This is a genomic window from Streptomyces sp. CB02058 (genome assembly GCF_001905505.1).
Classification (GTDB): domain Bacteria; phylum Actinomycetota; class Actinomycetes; order Streptomycetales; family Streptomycetaceae; genus Streptomyces.
Map to the genome: position 1 here is coordinate 1 of NZ_LIPG01000006.1, position 20,558 is coordinate 20,558.

13 protein-coding genes, 3 rRNA genes and 1 pseudogene are annotated in these 20,558 nt (G+C 69.4%); 14 read left to right on the forward strand and 3 right to left on the reverse strand.

Annotated features, from left to right (window positions below; genetic code table 11):
• Positions 1-193 precede the first annotated feature (193 nt).
• The 5 genes and pseudogenes from AMK10_RS28140 (at position 194) to AMK10_RS37790 (ending at position 7,736) form a co-directional block, all read left to right on the forward strand.
• Positions 194-1,719, forward strand: a 16S ribosomal RNA gene (locus tag AMK10_RS28140).
• Positions 1,720-2,016: 297 nt separating this feature from the next.
• A 23S ribosomal RNA gene (locus AMK10_RS28145) occupies positions 2,017-5,141 on the forward strand.
• Between the two features lie 134 nt (positions 5,142-5,275).
• Positions 5,276-5,392 (forward strand): 5S ribosomal RNA (gene rrf / locus AMK10_RS28150).
• Together the 16S, 23S and 5S rRNA genes form the textbook arrangement of a ribosomal RNA operon.
• A 127-nt stretch (positions 5,393-5,519) precedes the next feature.
• Positions 5,520-6,893: pseudogene (locus AMK10_RS38760) on the forward strand (hypothetical protein); the annotation flags it as partial.
• 75 nt (positions 6,894-6,968) lie between these two features.
• The gene (locus tag AMK10_RS37790) at positions 6,969-7,736 is read left to right on the forward strand and encodes a tetratricopeptide repeat protein (RefSeq protein WP_198959811.1); all 768 of its coding nucleotides are present in this window, start codon (positions 6,969-6,971) and stop codon (positions 7,734-7,736) included.
• A gap of 99 nt (positions 7,737-7,835) precedes the next feature.
• Here the strand turns inward: AMK10_RS37790 and AMK10_RS28160 are convergent, their stop codons facing one another.
• Positions 7,836-9,116: a DUF1015 family protein gene (locus AMK10_RS28160; protein WP_073751082.1), complete on the reverse strand. Its 1,281-nt coding sequence runs from the start codon at positions 9,114-9,116 to the stop codon at positions 7,836-7,838.
• Positions 9,117-9,188: 72 nt separating this feature from the next.
• On the opposite strand from AMK10_RS28160, the gene AMK10_RS28165 reads away from it, so the two are divergent.
• From AMK10_RS28165 to AMK10_RS28180, 4 genes are read left to right on the forward strand one after another with little or no spacing between them, the layout of a single operon-like run.
• Positions 9,189-10,256, forward strand: coding sequence for an HAD hydrolase-like protein (locus tag AMK10_RS28165; protein WP_073751084.1), 1,068 nt, complete (start codon positions 9,189-9,191; stop codon positions 10,254-10,256).
• 22 nt (positions 10,257-10,278) lie between these two features.
• Entirely contained in the window at positions 10,279-11,337 is a 1,059-nt protein-coding gene (locus tag AMK10_RS28170) for a FecCD family ABC transporter permease (RefSeq protein WP_107428521.1), read from the forward strand.
• Positions 11,334-12,392: a FecCD family ABC transporter permease gene (locus AMK10_RS28175; RefSeq protein WP_073751088.1), complete on the forward strand. Its 1,059-nt coding sequence runs from the start codon at positions 11,334-11,336 to the stop codon at positions 12,390-12,392. The genes AMK10_RS28170 and AMK10_RS28175 overlap by 4 nt, the downstream gene beginning before the upstream one ends.
• A gap of 47 nt (positions 12,393-12,439) precedes the next feature.
• On the forward strand, positions 12,440-13,243 hold the full coding sequence (locus AMK10_RS28180) for an ABC transporter ATP-binding protein (protein ID WP_073751090.1): 804 nt from the start codon (positions 12,440-12,442) through the stop codon (positions 13,241-13,243).
• A gap of 63 nt (positions 13,244-13,306) precedes the next feature.
• On the opposite strand, the gene AMK10_RS28185 is transcribed toward AMK10_RS28180, so the two are convergent.
• Complete coding sequence (locus AMK10_RS28185) at positions 13,307-13,654, reverse strand: SCP2 sterol-binding domain-containing protein (protein WP_073751958.1); 348 nt, start codon at positions 13,652-13,654, stop codon at positions 13,307-13,309.
• A gap of 42 nt (positions 13,655-13,696) precedes the next feature.
• Between AMK10_RS28185 and AMK10_RS28190 the strand changes: the two genes are divergently transcribed.
• From AMK10_RS28190 to AMK10_RS28210, 5 genes are all read left to right on the forward strand, one after another.
• Positions 13,697-14,011, forward strand: a complete 315-nt coding sequence (locus AMK10_RS28190; protein ID WP_073751092.1) for a hypothetical protein — start codon at positions 13,697-13,699, stop codon at positions 14,009-14,011.
• Positions 14,012-14,018: 7 nt separating this feature from the next.
• On the forward strand, positions 14,019-14,834 hold the full coding sequence (locus AMK10_RS28195; RefSeq protein WP_073751094.1) for a TlyA family RNA methyltransferase: 816 nt from the start codon (positions 14,019-14,021) through the stop codon (positions 14,832-14,834).
• Entirely contained in the window at positions 14,831-15,754 is a 924-nt protein-coding gene (locus tag AMK10_RS28200; protein ID WP_073751096.1) for an NAD kinase, read from the forward strand. Before AMK10_RS28195 ends, AMK10_RS28200 begins: the two co-directional genes overlap by 4 nt.
• Before the next feature lie 94 nt (positions 15,755-15,848).
• Positions 15,849-17,594, forward strand: coding sequence for a DNA repair protein RecN (recN, locus tag AMK10_RS28205; RefSeq protein WP_073751098.1), 1,746 nt, complete (start codon positions 15,849-15,851; stop codon positions 17,592-17,594).
• Between the two features lie 175 nt (positions 17,595-17,769).
• Positions 17,770-18,843, forward strand: a complete 1,074-nt coding sequence (locus tag AMK10_RS28210; RefSeq protein WP_073751100.1) for a glycosyltransferase family 4 protein — start codon at positions 17,770-17,772, stop codon at positions 18,841-18,843.
• A 43-nt stretch (positions 18,844-18,886) separates the two neighbouring features.
• Here the strand turns inward: AMK10_RS28210 and AMK10_RS28215 are convergent, their stop codons facing one another.
• Positions 18,887-20,515, reverse strand: a complete 1,629-nt coding sequence (locus tag AMK10_RS28215) for a PucR family transcriptional regulator (protein WP_073751102.1) — start codon at positions 20,513-20,515, stop codon at positions 18,887-18,889.
• Positions 20,516-20,558 lie beyond the last annotated feature (43 nt).

Sequence of the window (20,558 nt, forward strand, 5' to 3'; positions counted from 1 at the left end):
TCAACAGCGTGCCAAAAGTCAACGCCAGATATGTTGATACCCCGGCCTGCATCGCAGGTTGGTGGTTCCTTTGAAAAGTCCTGCTGGTCCTTCGGGTCCGGTGGGCAACAACAGCGAGGACGCTGTGAACGACCGGTCATATTCCGACCTGGTCGTTCCGCTCTCGTGTTGTGATCCCGATTACGGGAAAACATTCACGGAGAGTTTGATCCTGGCTCAGGACGAACGCTGGCGGCGTGCTTAACACATGCAAGTCGAACGATGAAGCCCTTCGGGGTGGATTAGTGGCGAACGGGTGAGTAACACGTGGGCAATCTGCCCTTCACTCTGGGACAAGCCCTGGAAACGGGGTCTAATACCGGATAACACTCTGTCCCGCATGGGACGGGGTTAAAAGCTCCGGCGGTGAAGGATGAGCCCGCGGCCTATCAGCTTGTTGGTGGGGTGATGGCCTACCAAGGCGACGACGGGTAGCCGGCCTGAGAGGGCGACCGGCCACACTGGGACTGAGACACGGCCCAGACTCCTACGGGAGGCAGCAGTGGGGAATATTGCACAATGGGCGAAAGCCTGATGCAGCGACGCCGCGTGAGGGATGACGGCCTTCGGGTTGTAAACCTCTTTCAGCAGGGAAGAAGCGAAAGTGACGGTACCTGCAGAAGAAGCGCCGGCTAACTACGTGCCAGCAGCCGCGGTAATACGTAGGGCGCAAGCGTTGTCCGGAATTATTGGGCGTAAAGAGCTCGTAGGCGGCTTGTCACGTCGGATGTGAAAGCCCGGGGCTTAACCCCGGGTCTGCATTCGATACGGGCTAGCTAGAGTGTGGTAGGGGAGATCGGAATTCCTGGTGTAGCGGTGAAATGCGCAGATATCAGGAGGAACACCGGTGGCGAAGGCGGATCTCTGGGCCATTACTGACGCTGAGGAGCGAAAGCGTGGGGAGCGAACAGGATTAGATACCCTGGTAGTCCACGCCGTAAACGTTGGGAACTAGGTGTTGGCGACATTCCACGTCGTCGGTGCCGCAGCTAACGCATTAAGTTCCCCGCCTGGGGAGTACGGCCGCAAGGCTAAAACTCAAAGGAATTGACGGGGGCCCGCACAAGCAGCGGAGCATGTGGCTTAATTCGACGCAACGCGAAGAACCTTACCAAGGCTTGACATATACCGGAAAGCATCAGAGATGGTGCCCCCCTTGTGGTCGGTATACAGGTGGTGCATGGCTGTCGTCAGCTCGTGTCGTGAGATGTTGGGTTAAGTCCCGCAACGAGCGCAACCCTTGTTCTGTGTTGCCAGCATGCCCTTCGGGGTGATGGGGACTCACAGGAGACTGCCGGGGTCAACTCGGAGGAAGGTGGGGACGACGTCAAGTCATCATGCCCCTTATGTCTTGGGCTGCACACGTGCTACAATGGCCGGTACAATGAGCTGCGATGCCGCGAGGCGGAGCGAATCTCAAAAAGCCGGTCTCAGTTCGGATTGGGGTCTGCAACTCGACCCCATGAAGTCGGAGTTGCTAGTAATCGCAGATCAGCATTGCTGCGGTGAATACGTTCCCGGGCCTTGTACACACCGCCCGTCACGTCACGAAAGTCGGTAACACCCGAAGCCGGTGGCCCAACCCCTTGTGGGAGGGAGCTGTCGAAGGTGGGACTGGCGATTGGGACGAAGTCGTAACAAGGTAGCCGTACCGGAAGGTGCGGCTGGATCACCTCCTTTCTAAGGAGCATCTAGATTCTCTTCGGGGAATCCAGAGGCCATTACGTCGGCAAATGTTCGACGGTGGTTGCTCATGGGTGGAACGTTGACTATTCGGCACGACAGGTTGGCCACTACTAGTACTGCTTCGGCGTGGAACGTATGGGTGATCGGTCGGGTCGGGCACGCTGTTGGGTATCTGAAGGTATGGCCGTAAGGCTGCCTTCGGTTGCCGGCCCCAGTGCACTCACCTGTAAGGGTGGGGTGATGGGTGGCTGGTCGTTGTTTGAGAACTGCACAGTGGACGCGAGCATCTGTGGCCAAGTTTTTAAGGGCGCACGGTGGATGCCTTGGCACCAGGAACCGATGAAGGACGTGGGAGGCCACGATAGTCCCCGGGGAGCTGTCAACCAAGCTTTGATCCGGGGGTTTCCGAATGGGGAAACCCGGCAGTCGTCATGGGCTGTCACCCGCTGCTGAACACATAGGCAGTGTGGAGGGAACGAGGGGAAGTGAAACATCTCAGTACCCTCAGGAAGAGAAAACAACCGTGATTCCGGGAGTAGTGGCGAGCGAAACTGGATGAGGCCAAACCGTATGCGTGTGATACCCGGCAGGGGTTGCGCATGCGGGGTTGTGGGATCTCTCTTTCACAGTCTGCCGGCTGTGAGGCGAGTCAGAAACCGTTGGTGTAGGCGAAGGACATGCGAAAGGTCCGGCGTAGAGGGTAAGACCCCCGTAGCTGAAACATCAACGGCTCGTTTGAGAGACACCCAAGTAGCACGGGGCCCGAGAAATCCCGTGTGAATCTGGCGGGACCACCCGCTAAGCCTAAATATTCCCTGGTGACCGATAGCGGATAGTACCGTGAGGGAATGGTGAAAAGTACCGCGGGAGCGGAGTGAAATAGTACCTGAAACCGTGTGCCTACAAGCCGTGGGAGCGTCGCGCATCGAGCTTGCTCGGTGCGTCGTGACTGCGTGCCTTTTGAAGAATGAGCCTGCGAGTTAGCGGTGTGTAGCGAGGTTAACCCGTGTGGGGAAGCCGTAGCGAAAGCGAGTCCGAATAGGGCGATTGAGTTGCACGCTCTAGACCCGAAGCGGAGTGATCTAGCCATGGGCAGGTTGAAGCGGAGGTAAGACTTCGTGGAGGACCGAACCCACCAGGGTTGAAAACCTGGGGGATGACCTGTGGTTAGGGGTGAAAGGCCAATCAAACTCCGTGATAGCTGGTTCTCCCCGAAATGCATTTAGGTGCAGCGTCGTGTGTTTCTTGCCGGAGGTAGAGCACTGGATAGGCGATGGGCCCTACCGGGTTACTGACCTTAGCCAAACTCCGAATGCCGGTAAGTGAGAGCGCGGCAGTGAGACTGTGGGGGATAAGCTCCATGGTCGAGAGGGAAACAGCCCAGAGCATCGACTAAGGCCCCTAAGCGTACGCTAAGTGGGAAAGGATGTGGAGTCGCAGAGACAACCAGGAGGTTGGCTTAGAAGCAGCCACCCTTGAAAGAGTGCGTAATAGCTCACTGGTCAAGTGATTCCGCGCCGACAATGTAGCGGGGCTCAAGCGTACCGCCGAAGTCGTGTCATTCACACATATAGGGCCAACGCCTGTGTGGATGGGTAGGGGAGCGTCGTGTGCCGGGTGAAGCAGCCGCGGAAGCGAGTTGTGGACGGTTCACGAGTGAGAATGCAGGCATGAGTAGCGATACACACGTGAGAAACGTGTGCGCCGATTGACTAAGGGTTCCTGGGTCAAGCTGATCTGCCCAGGGTAAGTCGGGACCTAAGGCGAGGCCGACAGGCGTAGTCGATGGACAACCGGTTGATATTCCGGTACCCGCTTTGAAACGCCCAATACTGAATCAGGCGATGCTAAGTCCGTGAAGCCGGCCCGATCTCTTCGGAGTTGAGGGTAGTGGTGGAGCCGACGAACCAGACTTGTACTAGGTAAGCGATGGGGTGACGCAGGAAGGTAGTCCAGCCCGGGCGGTGGTTGTCCCGGGGTAAGGGTGTAGGCCGTGTGGTAGGCAAATCCGTCACACGTTAAGGCTGAGACCTGATGCCGAGCCGATTGTGGTGAAGTGGATGATCCTATGCTGTCGAGAAAAGCCTCTAGCGAGTTTCATGGCGGCCCGTACCCTAAACCGACTCAGGTAGTCAGGTAGAGAATACCGAGGCGTTCGGGTGAACTATGGTTAAGGAACTCGGCAAAATGCCCCCGTAACTTCGGGAGAAGGGGGGCCATCACTGGTGATCCGATTTACTCGGTGAGCTGGGGGTGGCCGCAGAGACCAGCGAGAAGCGACTGTTTACTAAAAACACAGGTCCGTGCGAAGCCGTAAGGCGATGTATACGGACTGACGCCTGCCCGGTGCTGGAACGTTAAGGGGACCGGTTAGCTGACTTTCGGGTTGGCGAAGCTGAGAACTTAAGCGCCAGTAAACGGCGGTGGTAACTATAACCATCCTAAGGTAGCGAAATTCCTTGTCGGGTAAGTTCCGACCTGCACGAATGGCGTAACGACTTCTCGACTGTCTCAACCATAGGCCCGGTGAAATTGCACTACGAGTAAAGATGCTCGTTTCGCGCAGCAGGACGGAAAGACCCCGGGACCTTTACTATAGTTTGATATTGGTGTTCGGTTCGGCTTGTGTAGGATAGGTGGGAGACTTTGAAGCGGCCACGCCAGTGGTTGTGGAGTCGTCGTTGAAATACCACTCTGGTCGTGCTGGATGTCTAACCTGGGTCCGTGATCCGGATCAGGGACAGTGTCTGATGGGTAGTTTAACTGGGGCGGTTGCCTCCTAAAGAGTAACGGAGGCGCCCAAAGGTTCCCTCAGCCTGGTTGGCAATCAGGTGTTGAGTGTAAGTGCACAAGGGAGCTTGACTGTGAGACCGACGGGTCGAGCAGGGACGAAAGTCGGGACTAGTGATCCGGCAGTGGCTTGTGGAAGCGCTGTCGCTCAACGGATAAAAGGTACCCCGGGGATAACAGGCTGATCTTCCCCAAGAGTCCATATCGACGGGATGGTTTGGCACCTCGATGTCGGCTCGTCGCATCCTGGGGCTGGAGTCGGTCCCAAGGGTTGGGCTGTTCGCCCATTAAAGCGGTACGCGAGCTGGGTTTAGAACGTCGTGAGACAGTTCGGTCCCTATCCGCTGTGCGCGTAGGAATATTGAGAAGGGCTGTCCCTAGTACGAGAGGACCGGGACGGACGAACCTCTGGTGTGCCAGTTGTCCTGCCAAGGGCATGGCTGGTTGGCTACGTTCGGAAAGGATAACCGCTGAAAGCATCTAAGCGGGAAGCCTGCTTCGAGATGAGTATTCCCACCACCTTGAGTGGTTAAGGCTCCCAGTAGACGACTGGGTTGATAGGCCAGATGTGGAAGCCCGGTAACGGGTGGAGCTGACTGGTACTAATAGGCCGAGGGCTTGTCCTCAGTTGCTCGCGTCCACTGTGTTGTTCCCAGGCCACGAACAGTCGTGCTGGTTGAACAGCTTCACTACTTAACTGAAAAGTGTGCTTGTTCGCTAAGTGCCGATCTCCGCATTGCTGCGGAGTGGCCGATAGTGTTTCGGTGGTCATTGCGTTAGGGAAACGCCCGGTTACATTCCGAACCCGGAAGCTAAGCCTTTCAGCGCCGATGGTACTGCAGGGGGGACCCTGTGGGAGAGTAGGACGCCGCCGAACAATCTTTCAGGACCCTTGGTCCCAGCGTTCATGCTGGGACCAAGGGTCCTTTTTTTGTGCCGAAGCGCGTCGGATGGTCGGCTGCGCGAGAATGTCTTGTGGTACCCGATGACAGGAGTCACCCCCCATGTCCACCAACTCTTCCGACGACCGTCCGGAGCGCGAGCCGCGTCGCCGGGACGGCGGTGACAGGGGCGGCTTCCGGGGCGGCCGTGACGACCGGTCCGGCGCACCTCGCCGTGACAACGACCGTGACCGTGGCTTCCGTCGTGATGACAGCCGTGGTGCGGGCACCGGTGGTGGCGGTTTCCGCCGTGACGACCGTGCCCCGCGTCGTGAGGACGACCGTGGTGGCTACCGCGGCGGCCAGCGTGACGACCGTCGCGATGACCGCGGTGGCCGTCCCGGTGGTGGCTTCGACCGCCGTGATGACCGTCCCCGTGGCCCCCGTCGTGACGACGACCGCCCCGGCGGCTTCCGTCGCGACGACAGCCGTGGCGCTGGCGGCGGTGGCTTCCGGCGCGATGACCGCGAGCGTGGTCCGCGCCGTGACGACGACCGGTCGGGCAGCTTCCGCCGTGACGACCGTGCCCCGCGTCGTGAGGACGACCGTGGTGGCTACCGCGGCGGCCAGCGTGACGACCGTCGCGATGACCGCGGTGGCCGTCCCGGTGGTGGCTTCGACCGCCGTGACGACCGTCCCCGTGGCCCCCGTCGTGACGACGACCGCCCCGGCGGCTTCCGTCGCGACGACAGCCGTGGCGCCGGCGGCGGTGGCTTCCGGCGTGACGACCGTGCCCCGCGTCGTGAGGACGACCGTGGTGGCTACCGCGGCGGCCAGCGTGACGACCGTCGTGATGACCGTGGTGGCCGTCCCAGCGGTGGTTTCGACCGCCGTGACGACCGTGGCGGCAGCCGTCCCAGCGGTGGCTTCGACCGCCGTGATGACCGTCCCCGTGGCCCCCGTCGTGACGACGACCGCCCCGGCGGCTTCCGCCGCGACGACAGCCGTGGCGCCGGCGGCGGTGGCTTCCGGCGCGATGACCGCGAGCGTGGTCCGCGCCGTGACGACGACCGGTCGGGCAGCTTCCGCCGTGACGACCGTGCCCCGCGTCGTGAGGACGACCGTGGTGGCTACCGCGGTGGTCAGCGCGATGACCGTGGTGGCCGTCCCAGCGGTGGCTTCGACCGCCGCGACGACCGTGGTGGCTACCGCGGCGGCCAGCGTGACGACCGTCGCGATGACCGCGGTGGCCGTCCCAGCGGTGGCTTCGACCGCCGTGACGACCGTCCCCGAGGCCCGCGCCGTGACGACGACCGCCCCGGCGGCTTCCGCCGCGACGACAGCCGTGGCGCCGGCGGCGGTGGCTTCCGGCGTGACGACCGGAGCCGCGACCGGGACCGTGGTCCCCGTCGTGACAACGACCGTCGCGACGATCGCGGTGGCTACCGTGGCCGCGACGACCGTGGCGGCTACCAGGGCCGTGACGACCGCGACCGCGAGCCCATCAAGCGGCTCCCCATCCCTGACGACGTCACCGGCGACGAGATCGACAAGGACGTTCGTCAGGAGCTGATGAGCCTGCCGAAGACCCTGGCCGAGGATGTCGCACGGAACCTCGTCATGGTCGCCCGTCTGATCGACGAGGACCCCGACCAGGCCTATGCGTACTCCCGCATCGCCCTGCGTCTGGCGTCGAGGGTCGCCGCAGTGCGTGAGGCCGCCGGCTTCGCCGCGTACGCCACCCAGAAGTACGCCGAGGCGCTGGCCGAGTTCCGCGCTTCGCGCCGGATGACCGGCTCCGTGGAGCTCTGGCCCGTCATGGCCGACTGCGAGCGCGGCCTGGGCCGTCCCGAGCGGGCCATGGCCATGGCCGGTGAGCCCGAGGTGCAGAAGCTGGACAAGGCCGGACAGGTCGAGATGCGTCTGGTCGCCGCGGGTGCCCGCAGGGACATGGGGCAGATCGACGCCGCGATCGTCACACTGCAGAGCCCCGAGCTCGCCTCCAGCGCGGTTCACTCGTGGACCCCGCGTCTGCGGTACGCCTACGCCGACGCGCTCCTCGAAGCGGGCCGTGAGGACGAGGCCCGTGAGTGGTTCGGCAAGGCGCTGGAGGCCGACAAGGACGGCGCGACCGACGCGTCCGACCGTCTGGCCGAGCTCGACGGTGTCGAGTTCGTCGACGCGCTCGGTGACGACGACGAGCAGTCCGACGCACCGGCCGATGCCGATGCCGATGCCGAAGTTGCCGAAGTCCGGAACGAGCAGGACGACGACGAGGACGGGCAGTCCGACGAGGACGACGACGAGCAGGACGACGCGGACGGATCCGCCAAGGCCTGATCGCTGCTGACACGGCGTCACGAAGAAGGGCGGCACCCACCACGGGTGCCGCCCTTCTTGCGTTCGGCGCAGTTCGGCGCCGTCACCGCGCTCTGCTCGTCAGCCGATGTCCAGACTGCGCAGCACCAGCCCCGTCGCCGGCTTGGGGCCGAAGGAGGTCGACTTGCGCGGCATCGTGACGCCCTGCCGGGCCAGGTCCCGCACGACGTCCTCCCGTACCGGATGCATGAGGACCGCGGTGGCGCCGTGCCGCTCCGCCTGCTCGACCGCCGCCGACGCGTCGTGGAGGTAGGCGATGTGCTCCGGGGCGTCGGGGATCTCCCAGACGTCGTCCAGCAGCGTCGAGTGCAGCACCGTCGCGTCGAGCGCGCGCCACGCGTCGGGACGGTCGGTCCGGACCGTGCGGGCCAGCAGGCGCTCGTCCGGCCGGTCGGCCAGATGGAAGCGGCCGTCGCCCGCGAGGAGAAAGGCGTTGCTCTCCGACGCGGCCTCCGCCAGCGCGTCCAGTGCCCGGGGCAGCGGCCCGTCGACGGACCGCACGCGGAAGCGGCCGTCGAGGGCGCTCAGCGCCCGGTCGACCGGCAGCCGGTGCAGCAGCCGGTGGATCGCGCGGACCTGAAGCGGATAGCGGGCCGTGTCGACGAGCAGGACGAGACCGAAGTCCCAGGGGCCGGGGGCGGTCTGCTCCCCCTGGAGCCTGAGATAGGTGGCCCAGCGGTGGTGGCCGTCGGCGATCAGGGCCTGGCGGTGGGAGAGGTCGGACTCGATCTCCGCCCGCTCCGCGGGATCGGTGACCGCCCAGAGCCTGTGGCCGACGCCGTCCTCGGTCGTCGTCGTGAGCAGCGGAAGACGCGCCACCACGCGCTCGATGACGGCCGTCGCTCCCGTCGGCCCGCCGTCGCCCGCGTAGCTGAGCAGCAGCGGTTCGAGGTGGGCCGCTGCCGCGCGCATCAGGTCGGCTCGGTCCGCCACGACATCGGCCATGACGTCCTCGTGCGGCAGCACGATGCCCTCCGAGGCGGGCGACAGTCCGAGGGCCCCGATCACCCCGCGCTGGAGCGTGTCGCCGGTCCGCTGCTCGTAGACGTACAGCGCGGGCACCGGATCCGGGGCCAGGATGCCCTCGGCGAGCCAGTGCTTCAGGGTGTCGGCGGCCCGCCGGTTGCGTTCGGCGGCCGTGCCGGCCTGCGGGAGGATCAGCCGCACGATGTTGTGCGGGTCCGAGGACTCGAGGTGGTGCAGCCCGTCGGGCCGCACCACCACGTCGTACGGGGGCGAGGTCACCGCCGCCAGACTGCCGACCCGTTCGGGGACGTACCGCAGACCGCGGAAGGGGATCAGCCGCAGTCCCTGGTCGAGGGCGGGGCCGGTTGTGTTCATCCGGGCATCGTATGTGCGCTCGCGTGATGCGCGATGATCGGGGGAGAAGCTTGGAAAGAGGAGCGCAGGCATATGAGTCAGCAGTACAGGTCCCGGCCGCTCGGGAGCAGCGCGGTGCTGAGCGAGGCGTACGACACGGCCCTGCTCGACCTCGACGGGGTGGTGTACGCGGGCGGGCACGCCATCGTCCACGCCGTCGAGTCGCTGGGCACCGCGCGTGAGGGCGGCATGCACCTGGCCTACGTGACGAACAACGCCCTGCGCACCCCGGACGCGGTGGCTGCGCACCTGACGGAGCTGGGGGTGCCGGCCGAGCCGTCCGACGTGATCACGTCGGCGCAGGCGGTCGCCCGGCTGATGTCCGATCAGCTTCCGGCCGGGGCCAAGGTCCTCGTCGTCGGTGGTGAGGGGCTGCGGGTCGCCCTGCGCGAGCGCGGTCTGGTCCCCGTGGAGTCGGCGGACGACGAGCCGGTCGCGGTCGCCCAGGGGTTCGGAGGGCCGGACCTCCCGTGGGGCCGGTTCGCGGAAGCCGCGTACGCCATCGCGGGCGGGGCCGTGTGGTTCGCGTCCAACACCGACCTGACGATCCCGGGTGCCCGTGGCATCGCGCCGGGCAACGGCGCCGCGGTGGAGGTCGTCCGGATCGCCACCGGCGCCGAACCCCAGGTCGCGGGCAAGCCGCTGCCTCCGATGCACCGCGAGACGGTCCTGCGGACCGGGGCCGAGCGGCCGCTGGTCGTCGGGGACCGGCTGGACACGGACATCGAGGGCGCGTTCAACGGCGGCGTCGACTCGCTGCTCGTGCTCACCGGGGTGACCGACGCGGCGCAGCTGCTGGCTGCCGAGCCCAAGTACCGCCCGACCTATGTGGACAGGGACCTGCGGGGCCTGCTCACCGGTCAGCCCGAGGTCACCGCGGAGGGCGGGGCGTTCCGCTGTGGCGGCTGGACGGCCCTGGTGCGGGACGACGCGCTGGAGCTGGAGGGCGAGGGCGACGCGCTGGACGGTCTGCGTGCCCTGTGCGGAGCGGCCTGGACGCATGCCGGGGAAGGTTCGTGCGGCCTGGACGCGGGGAAGGCGGTGGCCAGGCTGGGGCTCCAGGGCCCGTCGGCCTGCGGCTCCGGGGAGTTGTCGCAGTAGGAGGATAGGCTAACCTAACCGCGTGTTGGTCGACAGTCCCCCCGAATCCGAACCCGGCCCCGCCGCGCCGGACAAGCCCGCTCGCGCCCGGCGCCACGCGGTCCGCGCCGCGGGCCTGCTGGTCGCCGTGGGCGTGCTGGTGCTGGTGTGCCTCGCGAGCGTCGCGGTCGGCGCCAAGGCCCTTCCGCTCTCCGAGGTGTGGCACGGTCTGTTCCACTACTCCGGGACCGGCGGCGACGTACTCGTCCGGGACGTGCGGGTTCCGCGCACCGTGCTCGGGCTGATCGTCGGAGCCGCGCTGGGGCTCGCCGGTGCGGTGATGCAGGCGCTGACCCGCAACCCGCTCGCCGAACCCGGACTGCTGGGCGTCAACGCGGGCGCTTCGGCGGCCGTCGTCTCGGCCATCAGCTTCTTCGGCGTCACCTCGCTGACCGGTTACGTCTGGTTCGCTTTCGCCGGTGCCGCGATCGTGTCCGTCGCGGTGTACCTCCTCGGCGGCAGCCGGTCCGCGAACCCCGTGCGGCTGGCTCTCGCCGGTACGGCGGTCACGGCGGCGCTCTACGGATACGTCAACGCCGTACAGCTGCTGGACGCCGCCGCGCTCGACCGGCTGCGCTTCTGGACCGTGGGGTCGCTGGCCTCCGCGAACCAGGAGACCGTCGGCAAGGTCTGGCCGTTCATCGCGCTCGGCGTCCTGCTGTCCCTGCTCATCGCACGGCCGCTCAACGCGCTGGAGATGGGCGACGACACGGCCAGGGCGCTCGGTGCCCATCTGACCCGTACCCGCGTCCTCGCGATGGTGGCCGTCACCCTGCTCTGCGGGGCCGCGACCGCCGCCTGCGGGCCGATCGTCTTCATCGGGCTGATGATCCCGCATCTGGTCCGCACCATCACCGGGCCCGACATGCGCTGGATACTGCCGTACGCGGCCGTGCTCGCCCCCGTGCTGCTGCTCGGCGCCGACGTCGTGGGCCGAGTCGTCGCCCGGCCGTCCGAGCTCCAGGTCGGCATCGTCACCGCGCTGCTCGGCGGGCCCGTCTTCATCCATCTCGTACGACGCAAGAGGATGGCCCAGCTGTGAAGGCCGCGCAGAACACCACCAGGACGGTCCGCGCCGTGCGGACGGCCGGAGGGTTCTCCTTCCGGGTGGACGCGCGGGCGTTCACCGTGATCGCGCTGCTCGTCGCCGCCGCGGCGTTCATGGCCGTGGTGCTCATCGGCAGCGGCGACTTCTCGATGTCGCCGGGCGAGGTCGTCAGCACGCTGTTCGGGAACGGCACCTTCCAGCAGGAGTTCATCGTCACGGAACTCCGGCTGCCCAGGGTCCTGGTCGCGCTCCTCGTCGGTGCCGCGCTCGGCATCGGCGGCGCCGTCTTCCAGAGCGTCTCCCGCAACCCGCTCGGCAGCCCAGACGTGCTCGGCTTCGGCCAGGGATCGGCGGTCGGCGCCCTCGTCGTCATCGTGCTCTTCCACGGCGACCCCACCGCGGTCGCCCTGGGCGCCGTCGGCGGCGGCCTGCTGACCGGCGTCGCCGTCTATCTCCTCGCCTGGAAGCGTGGTGTGCACGGCTACCGTCTGGTGCTCGTCGGCATCGGCGCCGCCGCCATGCTCACCGCCGCGACCCACTATCTGATCACCAAGGCCAACCTCGTCGACGCCACCCGCGCCGTCGTCTGGATGACCGGCTCGCTGGACGGCAGGGACTGGGCACAGGTCTGGCCCCTGCTGGCCGTCTGCTGCGTACTCATCCCCGTCGTCCTGGGCCACGGCCGCCCGCTGCGGATGATCGAGATGGGTGACGACTCGGCGCACGCCCTGGGCGTACGGGTGGAACGCACCCGCCTCGTCCTGCTGGGCTGCGCCGTGCTGCTCGTCGCCGTCGCGACCGCGGCGGCGGGCCCCATCGTCTTCGTCTCCCTCAGCGCCCCCCAGGTCGCCCGCAGGCTCACCCGCGCACCCGGCCCCAACCTGGCCGCCGCGGCCGGCATGGGCGCGGCCCTGCTGCTCGTCGCCGACTGGACGGCGATGAACGCCTTCGGCGACCGCCAGCTCCCCGTGGGCGTGGTCACCGGCGTGCTGGGCGGCTGCTACCTGCTGTGGCTGCTGGTGTCGGAGCGCAGAGCGGGACGGATATGAGACCGGGCACCCCGCACACCACCCCCATCGATTCCGGGAGTACGACCATGCAGCGCCTCACCGCAGACTCGGTGACCCTGGGCTACGACCAGCGGACCATCGCCGAGAACCTCTCGGTCGAGATCCCCGACAACTCGTTCACGGTCATCGTCGGACCCAACGCCTGCGGTAAGTCCACCCTGCTGCGCGCGCTCTCCCGGATGCTGAAGCCGAGCAGCGGAGACGTCCTGCTGGACGGGCAGTCCATCCACCGGATGCCCGCGAAGAAGGTCGCGAGGACGCTGGGCCTGCTGCCCCAGTCCTCCATCGCCCCCGACGGCATCACCGTCGCCGACCTCGTCGGGCGCGGCCGCTACCCCCACCAGGGAATCCTGCGCCAGTGGTCGCCCGAGGACGAGCGGATCGTGAAGGAGTCCATGGAGTCGACCGGCGTCGGCGAGCTCGCCGACCGTTACGTCGACGAACTGTCCGGCGGCCAGCGCCAGCGGGTCTGGATCGCCATGGCGCTCGCCCAGCAGACCCCGCTGCTGCTGCTCGACGAGCCGACGACGTATCTGGACATCCAGCACCAGATCGACGTGCTCGACCTCTGCGCCGAACTGCACGAGACCCGGGGCCGGACCCTGGTCGCCGTGCTGCACGACCTCAACCACGCCGCCCGGTACGCCACGCACCTCATAGCCATGCGCGAGGGCACCGTCGTGGCCGAGGGCGCTCCCGGCGACATCGTCACCGCGGAGCTGGTGGAGGAGGTCTTCGGGATGCGGTGCCAGATCATCGACGACCCCGAGACGGGAACCCCGCTCGTGATCCCGGCCGCCCGCAGGAAGCGCGCCGAGGCCGCCGTCTGAGCCCGGCGCGGGGCCGTCGTCCGGGCAAGGGGAACCGAGGCGGTCGCCCGGGCCCGGCAACTCCTACAGCAGGGACTTCAGCTTCAGGAGATCGCGGAAGCCCGCCTCCAGCCTGACGCGGCCGGACCCCCAGGCCTTCGCGAAGTTCAGCTCGCCCTCGACCATGGCCACCAGGTCGTCCCCGGTCATCGCCAGCCGGATCTCGGCCTTCTCCCTGGGCGGGCCCTCCAGCGTGTCCAGCACCCGGATCCTGCCGTCCGCCAGCCGTCCGGTGAACGTGACGTCGAGATCCTTGATGTGGCAGCTCAGCGAGCGGTCGAGGGAGGCGGCACCGCGCACGTCGCCGTCCGCGCCCGCCAGATTGTCGGAAAGTGTGTCGAGTGCGCTGCGGCACTCCTCCATGGTCGCCATCGTCACCGACCGTACACCGGCCCTTCGAGGTAGCGTTCCCGCATGAGCGACTGGATGCCGGAGCCGGACACGGCGCAGCGGGGCGAGGCGGGCGAAGCGGCCGAGGGGGTGCCCGCCGCACCCGACCTGCCCTCCTTCGCCCCCGCCCCGCCCGCACCCCTCGGTGTCACGCGCACCCCGACCGGGCACGCCGGTGTCGACGCCCGGCTGGACCGGCTGGCCGACGCCGACCACCTCGCGGCGGACGGTCACCACGAGGTGTACGAGGATGTACACCGTGGGCTGCGCGACGAGCTGACCGCGCTGGACGCCCGGCCCGCACCCGCACCGACGCCCGCGCACGACAACAGGAGCTGAACGAGAAGTGGCAGGAGTGGCACGTCGCCGCCTCGACGCCGAGCTGGTACGCCGAAAGCTCGCCCGCTCGCGGGAGCACGCGAGCCAGCTGATCGCAGCGGGGCGGGTGACCGTCGGCGGCAACACCGCGACCAAGCCCGCCACCCAGGTCGAGACCAGCGCCGCGGTCGTGGTCGTCAAGGACGACAGCGACCCGGAGTACGTCTCGCGCGGCGGGCACAAACTCGCGGGCGCCCTCGCCGCCTTCGGCCCCCTGGGACTGAGGGTCGAGGGACGGCGGGCACTGGACGCCGGGGCCTCCACGGGCGGGTTCACCGACGTACTGCTCCGGGCCGGGGCCGGCCATGTCGTCGCCGTGGACGTCGGCTACGGGCAGCTCGCCTGGTCGCTCCAGTCGGATGAACGCGTCACCGTCAAGGACCGTACCAACGTACGGGAGTTGACGCTGGAGCAGATCGACGGGAAGGCGGTGGACCTGGTGGTCGGCGACCTGTCCTTCATCCCGCTCGGCCTGGTGCTGCCGGCGCTCGCGCGCTGCGCCGCGCCCGACGCCGACCTGGTGCTCATGGTCAAGCCGCAGTTCGAGGTGGGCAAGGAGCGCCTCGGCAGCGGCGGTGTGGTCCGCAGCCCCGAGCTGCGGGCCGAAGCGGTACGGGAAGTGGCGCGCCGGGCCGGTCTGCTGGGCCTCGGTGTCCAGGGCGTCACGGCGAGCCCGCTCCCCGGACCGTCGGGAAATGTCGAGTACTTTCTGTGGCTGCGGGCCGGAGCACCTGAGCTGGATCCCGCGGACGTCGACCGTGCAGTGGCGGAGGGGCCCCGTTGACGACGCATGCGGCACAACCAGGGAACGCGGAACGGACCGTCTTCCTGCTGGCACACACCGGCCGCCCGGCCGCGATCCGCAGCGCCGAGCTCGTCGTCCAGGGCCTGCTGCGCAACGGCCTGGGCGTGCGGGTGCTGGCCGTGGAGGCCGAGGACCTTCCGCTGCCGCCGTCCGTGGAGACGGTCACGGACGCGACCCCCGCGGCCGTGGACGGCTGCGAGCTGCTGATCGTGCTCGGCGGGGACGGGACGCTGCTGCGCGGCGCCGAGATCTCCCGTGCCTCCGGCGTCCCGATGCTCGGCGTCAACCTCGGACGGGTGGGATTCCTCGCCGAGGCCGAGCGTGATGACCTGGACAAGGTCGTCGACCGGGTCGTCACCAGGGCCTACCAGGTCGAGGAGCGGATGACGCTCGACGTGACCGTGCGGAGCAACGGCGACGTCGTGCACAACGACTGGGCGCTCAACGAGGCCGCCGTGCAGAAGGTCTCGCCCGAGCGGATGCTGGAAGTCGTCCTGGAGATCGACGGCCGCCCGGTCACCGGCTTCGGCTGCGACGGGATCGTCTGCGCCACCCCGACCGGATCGACCGCGTACGCCTTCTCGGCGGGCGGCCCCGTCGTCTGGCCCGAGGTCGAGGCCCTGCTGATGGTGCCGATCAGCGCCCACGCGCTGTTCGCGAAGCCACTGGTGACCTCGCCCGACTCGGTGCTGGCCGTGGAAGTCCAGCCGCACACCCCGCACGGGGTGCTGTGGTGCGACGGGCGCAGGACCGTGGAGCTGCCCGCCGGGGCCCGGGTCGAGGTGCGGCGCGGCGCCGTGCCCGTACGGCTCGCGCGGCTGCACCAGGCCTCGTTCACCGACCGGCTGGTCGCCAAGTTCGCGCTGCCCGTGCAGGGCTGGCGGGGCGCTCCGCACTGATGGGCGGGACGCCCGGGGGACCTCTGCTCACACCCGCGTGAGTGAACCGGTCACCGGGGTCCGTCGCACACCGGGCCCCGGACCTCGTAAGGTCATGTCCGTGTTGGAGGAGATGCGGATACGGTCGCTCGGAGTCATCGACGACGCGGTGGTGGAGCTTTCACCCGGTTTCACCGCGGTGACGGGTGAGACCGGCGCGGGCAAGACCATGGTCGTCACGAGCCTCGGGCTGCTGCTCGGCGGGCGCGCCGACCCCGCCCTGGTGCGGATCGGCGCCAAGGCCGCCGTCGTCGAGGGGCGCATCACGGTGTCCCCGGGCGACGCCGCGGCGGTGCGCGCCGAGGAGGCCGGGGGCGAGATCGAGGACGGTGCGCTGCTCGTCAGCCGCACGGTCTCCGCGGAGGGGCGCTCCCGCGCCCATCTCGGAGGCAGATCCGTGCCCGTGGGCGTGCTCGCCGAGCTCGCCGACGAACTCGTCGCCGTCCACGGCCAGACCGACCAGCAGGGGCTCCTCAAGCCCGCACGGCAGCGGGGGGCCCTCGACCGGTACGCCGGCGACGGGGTGGAGGTCCCGCACACCAAGTACGCCGCCGCGTACCGGCGGCTGCGCGCGGTCGTCACGGAGCTCGACGAACTGACCACCCGCGCCCGGGAGCGGGCCCAGGAAGCGGATCTGCTGCGCTTCGGCCTCGACGAGGTCGCCGCCGTGGAGCCGCTGCCCGGCGAGGACACCGAGCTCGCGGCCGAGGCCGAGCGGCTCGGGCACGCCGAGGCGCTCGCCTCCGCCGCTGCCCTCGCGCACGCCGCGCTCGCGGGCGATCCGGAGGACCAGGAGGGCGTGGACGCCACCACGGTGGTGGCCGCGGCCGGACGGTCCCTGGACTCCGTGCGGGCGCACGACCCGGCGCTCGCCGCGCTGGCCGACCGGATCGGCGAGATCTCGATCCTGCTCGGCGACGTGGCCGGGGAACTCGCCGGATACGCCGACCAGCTCGACGCCGACCCGCTGCGCCTGGCCGCCGTGGAGGAGCGCCGCGCCGCTCTCACCGCGCTGACCCGCAAGTACGGCGAGGACATCGGCGCCGTGCTCGCCTGGGCCGAGGAGGGTGCCGGCCGGCTGACCGAGCTGGAGGGCGACGACGACCGGATCGGCGAGCTCACGGCCGAGCGCGACGCGCTGCGCGCCGAACTCTCCGTCCTCGGGCAGGAACTGACCGACGCCAGGACGGAGGCGGCGGCGCGCTTCGCCGGAGCCGTCACCGAGGAGCTGGCCTCGCTCGCGATGCCGCATGCCCGGGTCTCCTTCTCGATCGGCCAGACGGAGGCGCCCGACGAGGCGTCCGGCATCGACATCGGCGGCCGGAGCGTGCTCTACGGGCCCTCGGGGGCGGACGAGGTGGAGCTCCTGCTCGCCCCGCACCCCGGTGCTCAGCCCCGGCCGATCGCCAAGGGCGCGTCCGGCGGTGAGCTGTCCCGGGTGATGCTCGCCGTCGAGGTGGTCTTCGCGGGCTCCGACCCCGTGCCGACGTATCTCTTCGACGAGGTCGACGCGGGCGTGGGAGGCAAGGCCGCGGTCGAGGTCGGCCGGCGGCTCGCCAAGCTCGCCCGGTCCGCCCAGGTCGTCGTGGTGACCCACCTCCCCCAGGTGGCCGCCTTCGCCGACCGGCAGTTGCTGGTCGAGAAGACCGTCGACGGATCGGTGACCAGGAGCGGGGTCACGGTCCTGGAGGGCGAGGACCGGGTGCGGGAGCTCTCCCGGATGCTCGCCGGCCAGGAGGACTCGGAGACCGCCAGGGCACACGCGGAGGAACTGCTGGAGACCGCGCGGGCCGACGGATAGCGGCCGACGGACGTCAGCACGGCGCCGCCCTGCTCACTCGAACGAGTGGGGCGGTTCCGCTCGTCGGCGACGTGACGACGGGAAGAACGTTTCGTCGGTCCCGGAACGCGCGTACGGACTGGCATCCTTGGCGCTGTACATACCACCGACTCGGGAGCCCCGGGAGCCGATCAACGTGTCACAGCTGCGTACGGTCCAGGTACTGGGCGGCGGTGCCGGAAGCAGCGCTCATGTCAGCTCGCTCGCCGCGGGCCTGATCGCCCGGGGGGTGCAGGTCACCGTCTGCGCGCCCGCCGGCGCGGGCCGCGCCCACGGCCTCCCGGCGACCGGCGCACGCTTCGTCGCGGTGCCCCGGCGCAGTGACCCCGCGGCCGTCGCCGCTCTCCGCACGGCGTGCACCGGCGCGGACATCGTCCACGCCCACGGCCTGCACGCCGCCCTGCGCGCCGGGATCGCGCTCAGCGGCCGGGGGACCCCGCTCGTCGTGACCTGGCACTCCCGCGTCCACGCGGAGGGCGCCAGGGGCCGGCTCCAGCGACTGCTGGAGCGAAGGGCCGCCCGCGCGGCGGCCGTTGTGCTGGGCACCTCCTGGGACCTCGTCGACCGGGCCCGCCGCAGGGGAGCCAGGGACGCCCGGCTCGCCCCGGCCGCGATCCCGGCGGGCCGCTTCGCCGGTACGGCCGACGGCGGCAAGCTGCGCGCCGAACTGGGCGCGGTGGGCAGGCCGTTGCTGGTCTCCGTGGCCCAGCACGGCCATGACGCGCTGCTGGACGCCGCTCGTGAGTGGCGGGCGCTCGACCCCGTACCCCTGCTGGCCGTCGTGGGGGAGGGGGCCAGGACCGGCGCTCTGCGGCGCAGGGTCGCGGAGGAAGGGCTCCCCGTCGTCCTCGCCGAGGGCCGGGACGGCATCGGCGACCTGCTCGCCGCCGCCGACCTCGCGGTGCTGGCGGGCCGGGGCGAGGCCGGACCGCTGCTCGCCCAGGAGGCCTTGCGGCTCGGCGTCCCGCTGGTCGCGGCCAGGTCCGGCGGCCTGCCCGAACTCGTGGGCGACGCCGCCGAGCTCGTCACGTACGGCGACGCCGCCGCGCTGGCCGGCGCCGTCACCCGGCTCCTCGGCGACCCCGGGCGGCGCGAACACCTCGCCGACGCCGGGCGCGAGCAGGCGGCCGGATGGCCGACCGAGGACGACACCATCGCCCATGTGCTCTCCGTGTACGACGAGCTGGCGACGCCCGTGGCGGCAGGCTGACCCGGGTCCGGCGGTCCAGCCCCGGAGACCGGGAGCGCGGGCGTCAGAAGGTGTGGCGCCGGGCCCGCAGGGCCAGGCTCAGGGCCAGCACGGATTGCGGGTCGTCCAGATCGGTGCCGAGCAGCTCCCCGATCCTGGCCAGCCGGTTGTACAGGGTCTGCCGGTTCAGATGCAGTTCGCGCGCGGCCTCCGCCTTGCGGCCCGCGTGGGCGAGATAGGCCTCCAGCGTCGGCAGCAGCGGCGGTCGTGACGTCCGGTCGTGCTCGCGCAGCGGCCCGATCGCCCGGTCCACGAAGGACGCCAGATCCGGGTGGTCCCGCAGCCGCCACAGCAGCAGGTCGATGTCCAGACTGCGCGCGTCGTACCAGGGGCGCTCCCCGAGCCCCTGCGCGGCCGTCGCCGCCTCGGCCGCGTGCCGCAGCCCCGCGCCCGCCGCCGCCCAGCCGCCCGCCGCCCCGACGACCACGACCACCGGCGTCCGGTCCCCGGCCCGTTCGAGCCCCGCCCGCTCGGCCCCGGCCCGCAGCGCCGCCGCCACCCGGTCACCGAGCGCTGCCCGGTCCGTGCCCTCGCGCAGGGCCAGCAGCAGCGGAACCCTGCCCTCCACGGGGCGCACCCCCACCAGCACCGGTACGCCCACCGCCGTGAGCTCCTCACCCACGGCGCGGGCCAGCAGCGCCCAGCTGCCCGAGGGCGCCGACTCCGGGGCCAGCCGCATCACCACGGGCAGCAGCGCGTCGGAGCCCGGCCTGAAGCCCAGCACCCCGGCCTGCGCGGGCGCGTCACCGGGGGCGATCCGGCCCTCGGCGAGATCCGTGAGGAAGTCACCGCGCCCACGCGCCGCGACCTCCTCCTCCTGGCGGGCCTGCATCAGCACGACGGCGATGATGCCCGCCGCCCGCTCGGCCGCCATCCGGTGCACCGCCGCCAACGGCCCCGACACGGCGAGCAGCGCCAGCCGGGCGCGTACGGAACCGGTGCCCGGCCCGCCTCCCGGCACATCCACCAGGACCGTGCCGGCCGGGGGAGCCTCCCGGGCCGCACGCCCGCCGCGCAGCCCCTCCCAGACCTGGAGCGGCTCGGCGCCCACCGGACCGGTCCCGGAGCCCGCCGCGTACAGGAGCCTGCCGTCCGGGGTCTCCAGGAAGACCGGGTTGGCGGCGAAGTCCGCCAGAATCCCCAGGACCTGAGGCACCCCGCCGCCGCCGAGCACGGCGCGCGTACACCTGCTGTGGACCTCGTCGGCCCGCTGGAGCAGTGCGTAGTGGCCGTTGACGATCTCGGTGTGGATCGCCTCGGTCACCGCCACGAACGGCACCTCACGGTGCAGCTGCACGAGCGGCAGCCCCGCCGTCCGAGCCGTGTCCACGATCGCGGCCGGCAGCCGGGTGAAGCGCGGACCGAGCTCCACCACCAGGGCGGCGATGCCGCTCTCGGCCAGTCTGCGGACGAAGGCGCGCTGCTCGGCGGGGCGTGATCCGATGCCGATCCCGGTCGTGAGCAGCAGCTCCCCGCCCTTGAGCAGGGCGGGGATGTTCGGCGCCTCGCCCGCGTGCACCCAGCGCACCACACGGTCCAGCCGGTTCTCGCAGGTCAGGACCTCGGGGAGCCCGGCGCGCAGGCCCGGCAGCTCCAGCGCCCGCCGCACGGTGATCCCGCCCTCTGTCTCCACTGGCCCCGGCCTCGTGCTTCCACTCGTGTGCGACGGGCGAACG